This is a genomic window from Moritella sp. 5 (assembly GCF_018219455.1).
Classification (GTDB): Bacteria; Pseudomonadota; Gammaproteobacteria; order Enterobacterales; family Moritellaceae; genus Moritella.
This window is the reverse complement of record NZ_CP056122.1, coordinates 2,792,401-2,810,153: the sequence shown is the minus strand read 5'-3', so window position 1 is coordinate 2,810,153 and position 17,753 is coordinate 2,792,401. Positions and strand designations below refer to the sequence as shown.

The 17,753-nt window shown below is 36.8% G+C and carries 13 protein-coding genes; 7 read left to right on the top strand and 6 right to left on the bottom strand.

Annotation, left to right across the window (positions count from 1 at the left end; genetic code table 11):
- Window positions 1-56 precede the first annotated feature (56 nt).
- From prsK to HWV01_RS12535, 4 genes are all read right to left on the bottom strand, one after another.
- A complete protein-coding gene (gene prsK / locus HWV01_RS12550) occupies window positions 57-2,117 on the bottom strand; it encodes an XrtA/PEP-CTERM system histidine kinase PrsK (protein ID WP_211671874.1) in 2,061 nt (686 codons plus the stop codon).
- Between the two features lie 62 nt (window positions 2,118-2,179).
- A complete protein-coding gene (wecC, locus tag HWV01_RS12545) occupies window positions 2,180-3,430 on the bottom strand; it encodes a UDP-N-acetyl-D-mannosamine dehydrogenase (protein WP_211671873.1) in 1,251 nt (416 codons plus the stop codon).
- 104 nt (window positions 3,431-3,534) lie between these two features.
- Window positions 3,535-4,671: a non-hydrolyzing UDP-N-acetylglucosamine 2-epimerase gene (wecB, locus tag HWV01_RS12540; protein ID WP_211671872.1), complete on the bottom strand. Its 1,137-nt coding sequence runs from the start codon at window positions 4,669-4,671 to the stop codon at window positions 3,535-3,537.
- A gap of 519 nt (window positions 4,672-5,190) precedes the next feature.
- Entirely contained in the window at window positions 5,191-5,841 is a 651-nt protein-coding gene (locus HWV01_RS12535; protein ID WP_211671871.1) for a fibronectin type III domain-containing protein, read from the bottom strand.
- 272 nt (window positions 5,842-6,113) lie between these two features.
- On the opposite strand from HWV01_RS12535, the gene HWV01_RS12530 reads away from it, so the two are divergent.
- Window positions 6,114-7,238, top strand: coding sequence for a GNAT family N-acetyltransferase (locus HWV01_RS12530; protein WP_211671870.1), 1,125 nt, complete (start codon window positions 6,114-6,116; stop codon window positions 7,236-7,238).
- Window positions 7,239-7,245: 7 nt separating this feature from the next.
- Here the strand turns inward: HWV01_RS12530 and HWV01_RS12525 are convergent, their stop codons facing one another.
- Together HWV01_RS12525 and HWV01_RS12520 are read right to left on the bottom strand one after the other, a co-directional pair.
- Window positions 7,246-9,249, bottom strand: coding sequence for an alginate lyase family protein (locus HWV01_RS12525; protein WP_211671869.1), 2,004 nt, complete (start codon window positions 9,247-9,249; stop codon window positions 7,246-7,248).
- Window positions 9,250-9,258: 9 nt separating this feature from the next.
- On the bottom strand, window positions 9,259-10,746 hold the full coding sequence (locus HWV01_RS12520; protein ID WP_211671868.1) for an exosortase C-terminal domain/associated protein EpsI: 1,488 nt from the start codon (window positions 10,744-10,746) through the stop codon (window positions 9,259-9,261).
- Between the two features lie 415 nt (window positions 10,747-11,161).
- Here HWV01_RS12520 and HWV01_RS12515 point away from each other — a divergent pair, with 415 nt between their 5' ends.
- From HWV01_RS12515 to HWV01_RS12490, 6 genes are all read left to right on the top strand, one after another.
- Complete coding sequence (locus HWV01_RS12515) at window positions 11,162-11,965, top strand: WecB/TagA/CpsF family glycosyltransferase (protein WP_211671867.1); 804 nt, start codon at window positions 11,162-11,164, stop codon at window positions 11,963-11,965.
- A gap of 27 nt (window positions 11,966-11,992) precedes the next feature.
- Window positions 11,993-12,208, top strand: coding sequence for a hypothetical protein (locus HWV01_RS12510; RefSeq protein ID WP_211671866.1), 216 nt, complete (start codon window positions 11,993-11,995; stop codon window positions 12,206-12,208).
- A gap of 5 nt (window positions 12,209-12,213) precedes the next feature.
- On the top strand, window positions 12,214-13,761 hold the full coding sequence (locus tag HWV01_RS12505; protein WP_211671865.1) for a lipopolysaccharide biosynthesis protein: 1,548 nt from the start codon (window positions 12,214-12,216) through the stop codon (window positions 13,759-13,761).
- Window positions 13,762-13,803: 42 nt separating this feature from the next.
- Window positions 13,804-15,027, top strand: coding sequence for a hypothetical protein (locus HWV01_RS12500; protein ID WP_211671864.1), 1,224 nt, complete (start codon window positions 13,804-13,806; stop codon window positions 15,025-15,027).
- A 71-nt stretch (window positions 15,028-15,098) separates the two neighbouring features.
- The gene (locus HWV01_RS12495) at window positions 15,099-16,286 is read left to right on the top strand and encodes a glycosyltransferase (RefSeq protein WP_211671863.1); all 1,188 of its coding nucleotides are present in this window, start codon (window positions 15,099-15,101) and stop codon (window positions 16,284-16,286) included.
- On the top strand, window positions 16,286-17,704 hold the full coding sequence (locus HWV01_RS12490; protein WP_211671862.1) for an O-antigen ligase: 1,419 nt from the start codon (window positions 16,286-16,288) through the stop codon (window positions 17,702-17,704). The genes HWV01_RS12495 and HWV01_RS12490 overlap by 1 nt, the downstream gene beginning before the upstream one ends.
- Window positions 17,705-17,753: the final 49 nt, after the last annotated feature.

Below are 17,753 nucleotides of genomic sequence, written 5' to 3'. Positions count from 1 at the left end.
TTTAGTTGAGCTAAAGCGTGCCAGTTTTTATGTAATGATCATGAATGTGCAATATCTTATTTATTTCTATTGTTATTCAAGGGTAAAAAAATTAAGAATGTGGTGCCTTTTCCTATGATGCTATCAACAAAAATTTCTCCTTGTAATGAATGTATAAGCTCCCTTATTTGGTATGCACCAATACCCATTCCTTTATCTTGTTTCGTACTTGAAAAAGGTTTAAATAATTGTTCCTTAATAAATACTTTGTCCATACCACATCCGCTATCTTTTATTTCGAACCAAAGTTCTTCATTTTTCGTCGCTAGTTTTATTGCTATGGTTCCACTATTTTCTGTTGCATCTTGCGCATTTCTAATTAAATGATAGAGCACCATTTGTAATTTATCTTTATCTGCCATTACAAATGCATCTTTACCTTGTATGGATACTGTTGGAGTCGGAAAGTTAGATATATTCATTTCTATCGCATTTTTAAGAAGTTTATTTATATTGACGAGCTTAATATCACCGTGTGGATTTCCTTTTAGCTTGACTAATAATTGGTCCATTTTTTCTACTGAGTTAGTAATCGTTAATATGACATCATGAATGAAATCAGGGTGGTGCATAAATTTCTCGGCGTTATTAACGATCAAACTTTGTTGTGAAATAAGATTTTTTATATCGTGAATAGCAAAGGCTGTGATTTTATTAAATAGATCAAATTGCTTATTTTGAATTAGTTTTTCAGACGTTTGATGGCTAATAATATAACTACCGATCTGGCGTCCCGTTAGTTTTAATATATCTAAGTCTTCCCAAGTTAATGGTGCATTAATTGTGTTCTCACACAGTACGGTAAAGCCAATTAATTCTTGATTTGCATTTAATGGAACGATAACCCAAGGGCCTTTAGCGTTGAGATACCACAGAGGTAAAAGTTTATTTTTTTCTTTATCATAAATATTGGTATTTCTATGAGCTTTAAATACCCACTCATTTTCATCCATTAATTGTATAAAGTGGCTGTTGTTTGCTTCAATTGCACCAGAGGAGGGTAATTCGAAATTTTTTAAGGCAACTGGGGAGTAAAATTGCTGGCCTTTTAACCAAATTCCTCCGCTGTTACATTTAAATAAAGTGGTCATGGCTGAAAGTGCTATTTCGTAACCGTTGTTATCTTCTCGTTTTTTTGACAGCAACGAATCTAACTCAATCCATTGTTTTTGATAGTCATATTTATTAACAAAGAAATGCTTACTAATCCACACACTAATAAGTAGACGAAATTTTTCGACACACGATAAGGCAGCTATGGCAAATATTGACATTACATACAGAAGGATTTTAGAGACTTGAGCCCATTCAGCATTAAATATATTAACCACAAGCCCCAATGTAGCCATGCATATAAGGAATATTCCTCCCAATATGAAACTGGCATTAAACATGATGATCGAACGAGATAATTTAAATTTACTATCTTGTAACTGCTGAAATGGGTATATGATAATTGACAGTGCGAATATTAGAGATGTTGTTGTGCTAATCATGCCCCTTGTATACCAAAGGCTATAATTCTTGCTGGTAAATAATAACAAGTTAGAAAAAACGAGTATGTCATAAGAAAGTAGAGTAATCGCAACAAGTGCCACTAATTTACTCACTCTATTTGAATGCGTATGTCTGAGGATTTGTTCTGCGGTAACGACTGCCATCAAACACAATATTATTTTTATATACAGCCATGATTTTGGATGAAAAAATGGATTCAACGGTTTGTTTAAACCAAATAGATAAGTGGCACTCGCGGTAATAATGATGAGGTACATAAAGGTTGAGTAATGTGCTGGAAGGCGTGTCTTTTGTGAATACATTAATAGGTAAATAAGCACCAAGAATAAACCAATGTAACGCATTATTTCGAGCAGTTGAAATTGGTAACTAGATGCTAGATTAGTGAATGGCGTTTGACTTAAAGTGATATGCCAAACAGCTGAAAAAAAAGAGAAAATACAAAAGCTAAGCTTTATTTTTACGTTTTTTATTTTAATCAGCGCAGTTAAAGCAAGTGCGAGTTCAACGCAAGCTACTAGAAAATCAAATGTAGTTAATTGGGATAAATAACCCATCATGGATCTTTCGCAACCTTTATCTGCTGTAATGCCTGAATATCGAAGTTGGATGGAGCTTTAACTTATAGGATCCCGCGAGTATCAATAACAACTTGTTTTGAAAACAGGGCTTTATCTGCCGCTTTAAATTCTTGATGGTCTACAAGTATAACGACTACATTAGCAACCGCTAAGGCGGTTTCTAAGCTTGTTAACTCAATGTCTGAATGTGATAAATGTGGGGGTAATGACCTTATGTTTGGCTCGACAGTAAGTAATAGACCTACTCTTTTATTGGCAAGGAATTCAACTATCTGCAAGGCTGGACTACCTCGAAGATCATCAATGTCAGCTTTAAATGCAAGTCCTAAACAGGCAATTATAGGACGTTTAAATTCATCTGCAGCACGTATTATTTGATCAACAACATAGTGGGGTTTGTGATCGTTTATCAAGCGTGCTTGCTTTATTAATTGTGCTTCTTTGGGGCAACTGTCAATAATAAACCAAGGGTCGACGGCAATGCAGTGTCCGCCAACGCCTGGGCCTGGATTTAAAATATTAACACGAGGGTGGCGGTTGGATAGTTTGATTAGCTCCCAGACATTTATTTTTAATTTGTCACAAATAATAGAGAGCTCATTAGCAAATGCAATATTCATATCACGAAATGAGTTTTCAGTTAGCTTCGCCATTTCAGCTGTTCTAGGGTTTGTCACGATGCATTCACCGCGAACGAAAGTGCGGTAAAGTTCAACGGCTTTAGCACTACAAACGTTGCTCATACCACCTATTACGCGATCATTGGAGATAAGTTCTTGCAAAACATGTCCTGGTAATACTCGTTCTGGGCAATATGCGATATTGATGTCTGCTGCATTCCCCTCATCTTGAGGAAAAGAAAGATCGGGACGAGCTCTCGCTAACCAAGCCGCTAACTTTTCAATCGTTCCCACGGGAGATGTTGATTCTAGGATGACCAAGTTACCTTTTTCAAGAACGGGGGCGATTGTTTTAGTTGTTGATTCAATATAACTAATATCGGGTTGATGGCTATCATCATCACTATGGATAAAAGGAGTTGGCACGGCTACTATAAATACGTCTGCTGGTTCAGCTTTTGTCACTGCTCGTAAATTACCACTAGAAACCACACTGCGAACGAGAATGTCTAGGTTAGGTTCGACGATATGTATTTTTCCTGCGTTAATAGTTTCGACAGTATCTTGGTCAACTTCGACCCCAATAACAGTCAAGCCACGAGAAGCAATAATTGCTGCAGTAGGAAGCCCTATGTAACCTAACCCAATTACTGATACTTTATCGAGTGCCATAATTTATTGCCTTTAAACTGTTATTGAAGATTATTAATACATTGAGGTCGTTATTGCTATTCACCATTATTCCTTATACCTAAACAGAGCGAATAATACGTGTATTATGGGGTTTCGAAATAGTGCTTTATTTTAGCTATTATTTTCTGACACGCTTGCCCATCTCCATAGGGGTTATGTGAACGACTCATTTGATTATAGTGAACCTCATCTTGTAATAAGCGCTCTATTGCATTCACAATCTTGTTTTTATCAGTACCAACAAGTAAAACGGTTCCTTCACTGACTGCTTCAGGACGTTCCGTCACATCACGCATGACTAAAACTGGCTTACCTAAGCTTGGTCCTTCTTCTTGGATACCGCCAGAATCAGTTAAAATTAAGTATGCTTTGTTCATTAAGTATATGAAAGGAAGGTAGTCTTGTGGCTCGATTAAAAAAACATTGTCGAGGCCTGATAATATTCGATTTACGGGTTCTAGGACGTTTGGATTTAGATGCACAGGATAAACGATTTGAATTTCAGGGTGCTTACTTGCAATTTCAGATAACGCTTCACAAATTCGTTCAAATCCACAGCCAAAGCTTTCTCTGCGATGCCCTGTAACTAAAATAAGTTTTTTATCGTTACTTAATTGTGAGAATCTGTCTGCGAGAGTGTTGGATAATTGATAGTCATTCTTGAGTTTATTCGTTATTTCTATCAATGCGTCGATTACTGTGTTGCCGGTTACTTCAATGTCATTAGGATGTACACCCTCATTAAGTAAATTCATTTTTGAGCTTACAGTCGGTGGAAAATGAAGCTTTGTAATTGCGCCTGTTAGCTTTCTATTTCCTTCCTCTGGCCAAGGGGAACTTAGGTTTCGAGTACGTAAACCTGCTTCAACATGTCCAATTGGAATCTGTTGATAAAAGGCTGCCAAGCTTGCAGAGACAGTGGTGGATGTATCCCCATGAACTAAAACTAATTGGGGTTGAAACTCTTTAAGAATGGGCTCTAAACCTAATAGTATATTCGTCGTAACTTCGGACAATACTTGCCCAGGTTTCATTATATTTAGATCGTAGTCAGGTATAATAGAAAATAAATCAAGAACTTGATCTAGCATTTCTCTGTGTTGTGCTGTGACGCAGACTTTAGCATCAATACCTTGTTGATCATTCAGCGCATTAACAAGAGGGGCCATTTTAATTGCTTCTGGCCGAGTACCAAAGATGGTTAATATTTTTATAGGCATGATAATTTCAACATTCTGTATGAATTGTAATACCTAATACTAAAAGTATTAGGTCTGTTATCTTGTAGTACGTATATAAATTAACCTTATAAAGAATGAGTTTCATAAAATCGCTTGCTACTTTCAAAACTCTCCACGTAAATGAGGCTGAGAGTTTGAGCTGTCCGATTGATAATTGCCGTTGGAAGTATTAGTATTTGGTGCATATTGCCAGTGAGTATTTTCAATGAAGTATAGACAACGATTATCAGTTGTTTACAGAAAATGTGATTTTTTAAATTTGAAATAATTATTCTAGTTATATAATCAAATTTTTGAGCATTTATAGGAAATTATGCATATAGACTTATTTGAAGCGGAGTGAGAGGTATGAGTGCTTAATATCATGAAATAATAGTGACAAAAACCGTAAATCGTAAGCCTGAGCCTAGTCAGTAAACTAATGTTAGATAATCGCGATTACATTAGTTTTACTGAATTTGCACGAGAAATTATTTAATATGAATATATTGATAACTTCTACAAAATATCCACAGTGTCGCTGCATTTACTTTCAGAACCCGCGGTACTATAAGCTGATATACAAAAAAAGTAACTGTTGTTTGAGTCTAAATTTTTGATGTCGTATGAGGTTTCTGAGGGGGTGTTGACTATTATCGATACGTCGAGGTTAGTTATAGATTGACCATAATATATTTTATACCCTGCCAAGTTCGTCAGTGTTGAGCCATTTTCGTTTTCAGTCGGTGCTGTCCAGTTGAGTTGGGCTGTATATTTCCCATTTTCTGGTAATACAGTTACAGACACTGCATCTTTATATTCCTGATCTTGATTGTCAGTGACTGTTACTTCGAATTCTAAAAAGTCATTTACAAGTGGCGTAAATGCGATATATGAACTTTTATTGTCTGGTAACGATATTGTATTTCCGGATGTTTGTATCCATAGGTAAGAGATCGTATTCGAGTCCAAATTTTTGATTGTAGGGCTGAGGTGAACGGACTCACCGATCTCGACAGTTAAGTCAGGGCCTAAATCAACACTTGGGCTCGTGCCATTGTTTGATGCTGAATCTTGATTACAAGCTGTTAAAAATGATAAACATAAGCAATAAAAGACGAGTAGACGAGGGTGCTTAATGGAAACGCTCCATTGTTTTAAATCATTCATTTTCAACTCCATATTTATTTGTAATCTCAGATATTAAGATGTGCAGTCTAGTTCATAATCCTTAGAAGTCAAACGTGATAAACAAGGCGAACAATTTATTGTCCGCCTGTGCGTTTGGCAGTGTAAATGGCTGAAATCATTTGTTTTAATTTTTATGTTTAGCTTTTTATATGTTTTATTTTATACCCGGAACTTTCTATTGATTTGATTTTTAAGCTATTATTTTTTATAAAAAGGTTAAATAATTTATAGGGCATGATGAGGTGGTTTATATGGTAAACGGAGAAGATAAATCTATCGAGATTAGAGTCATAAAAGAGTGGAGTGAATTTGAGGCTTTGAAACCGGATTGGCAAAACCTTCTCGAACAGTCTGATGCGAATCATATTTTCCTGAATTGGGAGTGGATAGATTGTTGGCGGAAAAGTCAAAGTACGGTGATTAATCCACTCATCATCGTGATTCAAAATAGTCAACAGATCCTCGCCATTGCCCCTTTCTACATACAAGAATACCGATTAGCTAATTTAATAACTTATCAATCTTTACGCTTTGTTGGCGATCAGAACTCTGGATCAGAATATTCAAATTTTATTGTTAAAGCAGAGAGGTGCCTCGAGCTTAAAAGCATGCTTTGGGCGTATTTGCTTAGCCCTGATATTAAACTATATTGGGATTTCATTTGGTTTACTAATGTTGCATCTTGGACTGCTGGAGGTACAACATTATTAGAGTCATTAGCAACAGTAAAACCCCTCAATTGTAATTGCCGTAGTGTCGAGTTTGCTCAGGTGGCGTTACGAGATTTAACAACAGAAATACTACCTAGTCTATCTAAGAATTTACGTATGAGTATACGTAAAACTCATCGTCGCTTAGACAATATTGGACCTTGGCAGGTTGAAATTAGCCATAAACGTGATGATATTGGAAAGCATCTTGAGAAACTGTTTACATTACACAATAAACACTGGCAATATTTAGGTTTAGGTTCTTTTCAGCGGCGTCCTGAGTTAGTTGATTTTTACCGTGACTTTGTGCCTTTGGCATTACAAAAAGGTTGGCTAAGATTACTCAGACTTGAGAGTGAAGGTGAAATACAGGCTATGCAACTTGGGTACGTGTATAACAACCAATTTTTATCCATTCAAGAAGGTTATAATCCTGATTACTTATCAGGAATCGGACAGGTTTTACGTTATTTCTCATACAGAAGGTGTAAAGAAGAAGGTGTATGTTGTTATGATTTTCTTGGTGTTTACACAGACCATAAAAGACGTTGGCTTGCAGAAAAAAAACACGGGGAAAACCTTTTCATTTGGCATAGACAAATGAAGAACCTGCCTTTTGAGGCTAAACAGATTTGGCCAACAGGGCGCTATTTAAAGCCAATATAATATCTTATTAAATCCAAGTGATGACTGTGGTGAATAGTTTGTTTCCACTGATATTACCTTTTGAAATTAAAGTGTTAATCGCAGTGCGGTGATGATAGCTACGACTTATCCAGCCTAAAGATGTATGGTCGGTATCTTCATGCCATTTACCGCTAGCTATTTCATGAGTTAAATTTTCGGGCAGGCAGATACATATTTTACTGCTGTTTAAGTAAAGGGTACAAATGTGACCTTCTATTTTAATATTACTGCAAGCTTCTGATAGATGAAAATATAACGCAATATCATGATTGCCTTGAGACTGTATTTTATCAGTTATTGCTAAACTATTTCTTTGAGTGTTCAAATCTAAGTGACGTTCATGAATAAGTGGCGATGAGAGTCGTTGGTAACCATTATGAAAACCAGCTACCTGTCCTCCTGACTTAGTGGGATTCCAGAGAGTGCACTGCGCTTGTGCATGTTGCTCCCACATAAATGGACCAGTCATGACCGACTGATCTACGCCATCAACTTCGATCGTATTATGTGCTTGCGTTTTCCTAAACTGATTACGCCAACGTGGAAAACTATAATAATCGTATGTACCACTATCAATGAATAGATCGTTGCCGTTTATACGCATCACTAAGCTTAATGCATCGGCATGACCATGAGCAGCGATAGATGTATAACCTAGCTCTGCGCAATCAAATAAAATACTAACTTGATCATTATTAGTGAGACTACCTGCTTGTAATAAAAAGTAGCCTGACTCTTGAAATTGTCTAGAAATTAAATGAGGAACCTCCTGTAAAACGTTGTGCTTACGCTCTATGCGTTGATTGAATAACCAAAATGAAGACTCACAGGGTTTTCGGTAATTGATATGAAATATTTGATTGTCATAAAGGTGGGCTGCCAAATCACAAAGTGCATTTACATCATGGACATGGTTTCCAAGATCAAGCGCATAACCATCGTCTTGATCACCTAGCATGGGATAGTCTTCACCTCCTTGTGCAATTAACGCAATAAATGCCGCCAATTTTTTTAACGTATCTTGGTAGGAGGCAGAAAAATCATCTTTTTGCCAACGTCCAACCTGTGCTGAGAACAAGTAGAGCTGAAATACAAAAAATTGATAGCTGAAGCCGTGCTCTTTTGAGCATCCATCAGCAAAGGTTTGTGCTTGTATTTCAGTTTCTAAAACATTTTTACTTTTATGACGCCAATGATTAGCATTTTTTAACATTGAAAAATAACTACTGGCTATATAGACACCTGCTGCTTCACCAACCAAATGGTTATTCGCAGAAGAGCCTTGTGAAAATTTACTACTAACATCACGGCAATGAAGATAGACACTATTTAATACTCGTGCTTTAAAGTCACCAACAAACAGTCCGGAGTCGAGAATAAGATCAATTGCCCACACCCAATTAATCATTCTTATACCTAATTCAAGGGGGCTTTTCCAATTCATGCCGTAGCCGTAAGGGTTAGCATCTAACCAGCTTGTTAGTTGAGTAACGACACTGTGTGCATATTTTATTTCACCCGTTATTTTATATGCGCGCGCTAATACTACAAATTGATGGTGTCGGTTAGGCTCCCAAACTAATTTGCAATCGCCATTTTTACTCATATCACGATAGTTAACAGACATGATAGCTGAACGACTTGTTTGTTGACCTGTTGCATGATCTTTATGCCAGTTGATAGGGGTTTCTAGATGATGTTCTTGTAAATCAAAATAACTGAGCTTATGTTGTATGATTTTATCCGCTTTGTTAAGTAGCGATACCTGCCACTCAGGACTAAAGGCTGATATATCACCTATAAATACGTTAAATGGAGGTTGAAATGGTGCATTTTCTTGATAGTTGTCATGAAACTTCGCTTGCGATACGAGGTTCATACTTACTCGTAGGTGTTCAAAAAGTGCTGAGGATAATGACGTTACACGCCAAGTAATTTCCTTTATCGACATCGTTTTAATTCGTTTTATATACCAAGATAGTGCTTGCATAGGTTATTCTTATATTGATTTGTTCATGTTGATAGCGTGTGAGCTAAAGAGTGTGACAAAATTAGTCATGGTTTTTAAGGCGCGCGTCTCATTTTCATTACTGTAATCAATTGCAATAGCAATGAGCGTCGCGCCTGGTTGGCCTTTAATAGCGGCTTGAACCTCATGCCACTTAGCTGTTTTTTTATCGGCTATAAAGTGGCTGTCGACTAAGTACCAATAGGCAATTAATCGAGAACGATGGCTGTCTTTTCTCAGCGTGATTAAATTAACCTGCTTAAGAAAGGGGGAATTTAATAAGGTTGTTTGTTGTTTGACATTGAACCAACGATTTTCATCAAAGAGGGTATTTCCAACAAAAATAATCTCTTCGCCTTGTCTTTGTCGAGCGTAATTTGCCAAGTAAACTTGTAGTAAATCCTTATCTTGTAAAAAATAATTAAACTCTTCGCTAGTCGCACCGTGTGAAACAGGGAACCAGTTTTGACTCGCTGCATTATTTAATGATAAGTGCGCATAGGATGGGATTATAGGCAGGGCGAATTTATAATTAGGATCAAAGCGGGAGGGAAGTATTATTGTCGCAGCCGCAAAAAATAGAGTGATGGTCGATACTGCGAGTAAATACCATGCACTTATTTGTTGTGGTTGCTTTATTACCTCTTTCTGCTTGCCATTTTCAGGGGGCTGCTCACCAAAATAGGTGTTTCCTGCAATGATGACAGGTATGAAGCAAGCTGCAAAAACGAACCAGCCGAATGTTAAATGGTCTTGGACGATATAATGCTGCATCGCGGTTTGGCTTCCAACGATAATGATAGTCGTAATACGGATCCAGTTACTTATGACTGCAACCATTACGGCGAAAGTGAAATAAACGAGCGTTGCTGGTCTAGATAGATTATTAATCTGTGCGACAAAAACAGCGTATAAAGCTGATGCTAAAAAGAAACTGAGTCCAGAGCAAGCACCTTCAACCATAAAAATGCCACTCGGTGTTATTAGCTTGTATCCTTCTCTAATTATTTCAAATCCTAATAGATGAACACTATGAAAGCTTACCCAAGTAGATATATCTCTTAGCGGTAGTTGTAATACATTCCAAATAGGTAGTATTAATAAAATCATCAGTAAAGGCAGTAATAGCCTAGTGACAGATTGAAAACCAAAAAAAGAAAGTAATAGCGCTAATATCACAAGAAACAAGCTGAGCATTTGTAGTTGACCAATACTGGCTAGATTAGCGATCAAGAGTAATAGGCTCGTCGCTATTAGTAGAACCAGACCGAATAGATTACTTTGCGGAGATGAAAAATCCTCTCTTTTTGTCCAAAAAACATATATTGCAAGTGCTAGCCCTAATAGACCATGATTATAAGCGCCAGTGCTCCACCACTCCTCAATGAGATTGACAACGACAACTGAGTTAACCGCTAATACAAATAAAAAATTAAACAGGAAAAATGAGATTAATATTTTCCGATTATAGGCCCTCATAGAATGTCCCTAATATAATCATTTGACTAATACGGTAAGTTATTAATACTAAATATTGCAATGGTATTATCTAAGTTGTTGATAGTAGGTTACAAACTAAAATTTTAACTTTTTTTGTAAGATTCAAATAGTATTTGTAAGCGTAGCGCTGTTGAGTTTAGTTAAGGATATTATTATCCGCATCATTAAAGCATCTGTTTGAATAGTTTGACATTGTAAGAGACTGTTTTTCTATAATTAATTGTATGAAAATAACTGGGCTACGATCATTTAGTCTGATTACTAGCAATGCATAGGCATTGTGACAAAGCTTGCACTATGCTTGTGAGAATGTCATTACATGCAAGCCTAGTTTTTCTGGAATTAAATGATTAACATCGCATTGAAGTTTTATTTGTGATTAAGGTGGTTATTAATGCTGTCATTTAAGGACTTAGGGGGTTATTCCTCTCTTTCTAAATTTGAGGTTTCACAAGAATATGTCAATATATTTGGTATTAAAGTTCACGCCTTAACGTCAGTGCAGGCCTTAGATAATATTGACCGAGCTATCAAAAATAGGCAATCACTACACATTGGGATGTTAAACGCGGCTAAAATTGTGAATATGAAACGCAACCCTGCGTTAGATAAGGACGTCCGCTCTTCGAATATGATCCTTGCTGATGGCTACTCTGTTGTTAAAGCAAGTAAAATACTGAGAAAAACTTTACCTGAACGTGTTGCTGGTATTGACCTGATGCATGGGATTTTAGCGCTAGGCGATAAAAAAGGTTATCGGATATTCTGTTTAGGCGCAACGCCTGAAATTGTGACTAAAACGGTTACTGAAATCGAAAGCCAGTACCCTGGTGTGATAATTGCTGGTTCTCAACATGGTTACTTTACTGACAGCGAAGAAGCAACCGTTGCGCAGAAAATTGCAGATTCCAATGCGGATATTTTATTTGTTGCTATCACCTCACCGAAAAAAGAACAATTTATGGCGCGCTGGAATAAAACCATGTGCGTACCTGTTGTGCATGGCGTTGGCGGTTCGTTTGATGTACTGGTCGGCAAAGTGCAACGAGCTCCACTTATTTGGCAAAGGTATGGCATGGAATGGCTGTACCGAGTGAAGCAAGAGCCTGCGCGCTTGTGGAAGCGTTATTTGGTCACCAATACCTTGTTTCTCGCAATGTTAGCCAAAGAAATATTTTATCCAAGTAAACCCTTTTAATCTAGTCACTTATTTTACTGATAAAACATGATAAAAAATAAAAAACAACAGCTTATCTATTTAGTCGTAACCAGTCACTCGGAATCGACGGTGACAGTCATGTTATTAGTCGCGAACCCTGACGCAAGTCCGTATTCATTGAAATTACAGCAACGTAATGAGGATTGTGTGAGTGAATCTGATCTTGTACATTTTTACGACACACCAAGTGGATATCATTATTCACTTGGTTACGTGAAATAGTATTAATGGTGACCGAGTCACGATCTAATAAAGAAGAAGATCTAACTGGGCAAGATCGTTTTGCATGGAATTTAATTGTAAGTTGGAGTAGCCAGCTTGTTCTTGTTTTATCTGGTTTTATTATGCCTAGACTCGTGGATGATAAAGTTGGGCAAGTCGCATTAGGTGTCTGGGATTTTGGTTGGTCTTTTGTTAGTTACTTAAGTCTAGTAGGGCTAGGTATGGGGGCATGCTTTAATCGCTATATTGCAAAACACCGTTCTGCGGGGGAGTTTGTTTTATTAAATAAGGTGGCAAACTCAGCTGTATTTGTACAAGTTATTTTTTCACTTATTACTGTTCTATGCACGGTTTTGTTCTACGTGTTATTACCCCGTTATTTTAGTGATGCATTAAAAGAGAATACGACAACAGCGCAATGGGTTGTACTATTTTTAGGCTTAAGTGTCGCTGTTCGGATGCTCACTGGTTCTGCAAGTGGACTATTGACGGGGTATCACCGTTGGGATATTCATAACACATTACATGCAGGCGACAGTATATTGTCATTAATATTGATGGTTTCTGCGTTACATTTAACAGGATTAGGTGTCGTGGGGATGGCGTTAGGCTATTTAATTTCGACAACTGTTTTTGAAGTACTTCGTTTTGTTTCTGTGGGAAAAGTATGTAAAGAATTTCATTTTGATTTACGTATGGTTAATTGGTCAACGTGCCTAGAAATGTTGATATTTGGTATAAAAAGTATGCTGTCCAATATTCCCCCCATCATTCTATTACAAACTATTAGCATAATGTTGGTTAGTATTATTGGACCAGCTGCTTTAGCTATTTTTGCAAGATCGATGGCATTAACTAAGCAAATTACAACGTTCATGACTAAATTTACCTTAATGTTAACTCCGACTACGGGGTCCATGCTTGGAACCGGTGATATTAAAGCAATTAAGTCTCTTTTTATTAATACCACGGCACTTAGTTTTGCATTTACGTTGCCGAGTTTAGGTTTTTTATTTATTTATGGGGATGTGATTTTACAATATTGGATGGGCAATGATTATGCGCAATGGCCGTTGATCATGATTTTAGCTGCTGGACAGTTGCTGCCTATGGGGCAGGATACCTCAATCCGAATACTGATGGGGATGAATCGACATGGTGCAATTTCTATCGTTGCTTGCATTGCAGTATTTGTTATGTTTGTTATCGGCCTGTTTTGGGCTGGTCTTGATAACTGGGAACTGACCACTGCTGCTATATTATTTGTTGTACCCATGAATATTGTTTATGGTTTTATTATTCCTATTTATACATGCAGACAATTAAAGCTACCATGGTTAAATTATGTCTATTGTAGTTTTATCAAGCCCGCTATATATACGACCCCATTTTTAGGATTCCTTTGTTGGTCGCGTGAAGCCTTTGATTCGGATGATAACAGCACTGCATTAGTCACTATTTTCTTCGCTGTAATTATCACGATTATTATTTATTTCATATTTTTAGTACCTAAAAATATGCAGCATAAAATTATCTCTCGTTGTAAATTTTAATTATATATTTTGAAATGAAATTACTAATAAGGTTGGTTAAATATGGATGTTAGTTTACGAAAATACCCCTATCCTTATAGAGCCATGCTGTCTATTTGCAGTGATTTAGATGAAACACCGAATAAAGATATCTACTTTGAAACGGCACGATATTTAAATACCAGCGAAGATACCTTACTTGGAAAAGGCGTCGATTTAGAAGTGGGCAATACAATCTATTTTGATATGCCAGATCATAATTTTTCTTATACGAATACGGATGATGACGGACGAAACAAGATACAAATATTAATTGAATCGGGTCATATAGATTGTTTGCATTCGTTTGGCGACTTTGTCGATTCACGAAAACGCATCGAGCAGTGCTGGTCAGAGATACAAAAAACGAAGCGAAAAATTGAGGTGTGGATCGATCATGCGCAAGCACCGACGAATTTAGATAATGGCATTATGAAGGGCCGCGGCGCGATAAAAGATGCGGATGCTTTCCATGTAGATCTTACTGTGCAAACAGGTGCATTACCTTTCATCTGGAAAGGGCGGGTGACGAGTGTCGTCGCGCAAAATGTAAAACGCCGGTATGATAGCCTTTTTAATCGAAACGAAATTGTAAAATCTAGTAAAACCATGCTGTTAGAGTTTACTAAAGCTTGGTTAGCACGCTTAGGGAATAAAAAATATGCGATGCATAAAGCGAATAAAGTATTAAGGAAAACACAATTAGTTGACGGTTCTTCTGTCATTGAGTTTATACGTTGTAATCCTTCTTGGGGTGGAGTATCTGTTTTCGACTCTGCACGCGGTATTGATCAGGTGTTAACCAAGTCCGTTCTTGATACTTTGGTAAAATACGAAGGTTGTAGTGTTGTTTATAGCCACTTGGGCAAGGTTTATAGTCAAGAAATACCATTTCAAGATGAAGTACTAACAGCATTTGAGTTGTTAGCAAGTTATCAAAATAACAAGCAGATATTAATAGCAACAACGAGACGTTTGTTAGGGTATTGCCGCACCGTCGATGAACTGGATTTTTTAGTTAAAACAGTTGGTAAGGAAACACATATCTATCTTTCAACCGCTTATAGTGGAGAAGATATTCACGGTTTAACTTGGTATGTCGAGAAACCAAAGCAAGTCCGATTATACATAAACGAGCAGTTATTTAATGGGGTAATCATTAATCCACCGGATACTAATAATCGGCTAAGTATCTCAATTCCTTGGGAGAGACTAGTGTTCCCTTCTTTAAAGAGTCAACAACCATGAGGACTAAAATAGTACCCAGTAAAGACGCTACGATTGTACAGCATACTTACCGTTGGGTTCTAAGGGGCATTTTGATTTTTTATCGTTTTTTTATGCTGGTAGTGAAGATAATACCGAAACGAAAACATAAAGAAAATAGTCAGATTAATATCTTGGTGACGGGGACATTTTATTCAGATCACTGGTTAATCACACATTTACGGCCCATGGCAAATGCGAAAAACTGTCAAAAATTAACGATGGTTGCAACCTCTCCCGTACCTGAAATGAATAAAGTATATGCTGCTTATGCGCCTAGGTGGTTACAGCAAGCAACGGGCAAAGTAGGTTCTAGACTATTATATTTTTGTTGGTTAGCAATTAAAGAACGGCCAGATGTACTCGTGGGATTTCATTTGTTACTTAATGGTTTGTTTGTTGCGTTACTGGCTAAATTAATAGGTGCAAAATCAGTTTATATTTGTGGTGGAGGCCCTAGAGAGGTTGCTGGCGGTGGTATAAGAACTGAAAATAGAATATTTAGTCGAATCGGTCAGGCTGATTATTTTATTGAGGCACAACTATTGAAAGCAGTTAATGAAATGGATTTAGTTGTATCAATGGGAACGAGTGCAATTAAATACTTTAAAAACAAAAGCGTTAACACTGAGTTTGAGATTGTGCCTGGCGGTTTTGATGACGAAGTATTCACGCCTAACGTTGAACGAAAAAAAGAGTACGATCTTATTCTTATTGGGCGCCTTTCAGAAATAAAGCGGGTGGACCGACTTCTACATGCGATTAAACTTGCGAAGAAAAAATTACCCAAATTAAATGCTGTTATTGTCGGTGATGGGCCAGATAAAAAAGATCTAGAGGAATTAGCGATACAATTAGGTATTGCTAATGATATCGATTTTGTCGGGTTGCAAAACAATGTCCATGTGTGGTTACAAAAATCTAGATGTTTTGTGCTTACTTCAGATTCTGAAGGTCTTTCTCAGGCGTTAATTCAAGCTATGATGACAGGTCTACCCGCAATTACATCAGATGTGGGTGATTTAAGTGATCTTATTAAAAAAGGATATAACGGGTATTTAGTTTCAGAGTTAATCCCTGAGAAATTTTCAACAATATTTATTCAATTATTTACAGATGTGTCATTGTTGGAAGAGTTATCTAATAATGCATTAAATAGTACTAAGCCATTTTCAACCATTCAAGTTCAAGGTCATTGGCAGAGAATATTTGATAAATTTTTGAATCGTAGGATTATCTAATGATTAGGATCACATTATTAACTTTACTAATCGCTTATTTGTCTGTTTATGCATGGAAAGATTGGTTCCGCGCCACTTGCTGGTTAGTTTTATTGATGGCGGTATTTCAACATCCTGATATGCCAAAATCTATAGTAGGAATTCCTGGTCTAAATCATTGGAATTTTTTATTTTTAAATACAGTATTATCTTGGATTTCAAATCGAAAAAAAGAAAAATTAACTTGGGAAATGTCACAATTTATTAATGTTTTGTTATTGATATATGGTCTTTTTATTTTAATCAGTGTGATTAGATACTTATATGACTATAGTGGCGTAACTGAATTGTTTGAAATAATGGGTGTCGCTCCTCCACGGCCTATAAGTGATATCAATGAATATTTTATAAATTGTTTAAAATGGGTATTGCCCGGTATTATTATTTTTGATGGGTGCCGTAGTCTTAAACAATATAATTTTGCCGTAGGATGTTTACTTTTAATGTTAATATTATTGGCATTGCAAGTTATAAAAATGATGAAGTTAGGGTCGCTTACCTTGGGCGGTGATGCACTTCAGCATAAGGCGCTTAGAATATTATCAAATGATGTTGGTTTTCATCGTGTAAATATATCCATGATGATGAGTGGTGCTTTTTGGGCTATTTTTTCTATGAAAGAGTTAGTTAGCACTAAGTATTATTGGTTACTTATTTTACCTGGTTGTTTTATTGTTTTTCTTGCTATGGCTTTAACCGGAGGGCGAACTGGTTATGGTACTTGGGCTATTCTCGGTTTTTTTTATTGTTTATTTAAATGGCGAAAATATATTTTATTAGCACCGCTAGTTTTTTTAGCCGTAATAATGTTTGCCCCTTCTACGATAGATCGTCTTAGCTTCGGTTTTTCATCTGAACAGCCTACTGACACACAAAATATAGACTTTGAAGAAAGAGGCGTGGATATTTATTCTGTGACGTCTGGACGAAATTTGGCCTGGCCACTTGTTTTGGAGTCAATTAAAGAAGCGCCATTTTTTGGTTATGGGCGAGAGGCTATGGGGAATATAGGAATAACACTGAGGATGAGGCGAGAATATGGTGAGTATGATACCTTCGCTCATCCTCACAATGCCTATTTACAATGGGTTCTAGACAATGGCGTTGTCGGTGCGATTCCTGTCTTTTTATTATATTTTCTATTATTAAAGTATTCTTGGAGTCTTTTTCGTGATCGAACTGAAAGTATATATGTCGCTACGGGTGGACTCTCATTCGCGTTATTACTGGCTTTTTTGATTGCCTCGATAGGAAGTCAAAGTTTTTATCCGAGAGAAGGTTCTGTGGCGATGTGGGTGGGGATAGGCATTTTGCTTCGAGTGTATATAGAGCGCAGCAAAAAACGTTTAGGAAAAAATAGCACTCTTATTGATGGTTAACATTACTTTAAAATATGAGCTGTAATTCCCATCAACATTTTAATCCACT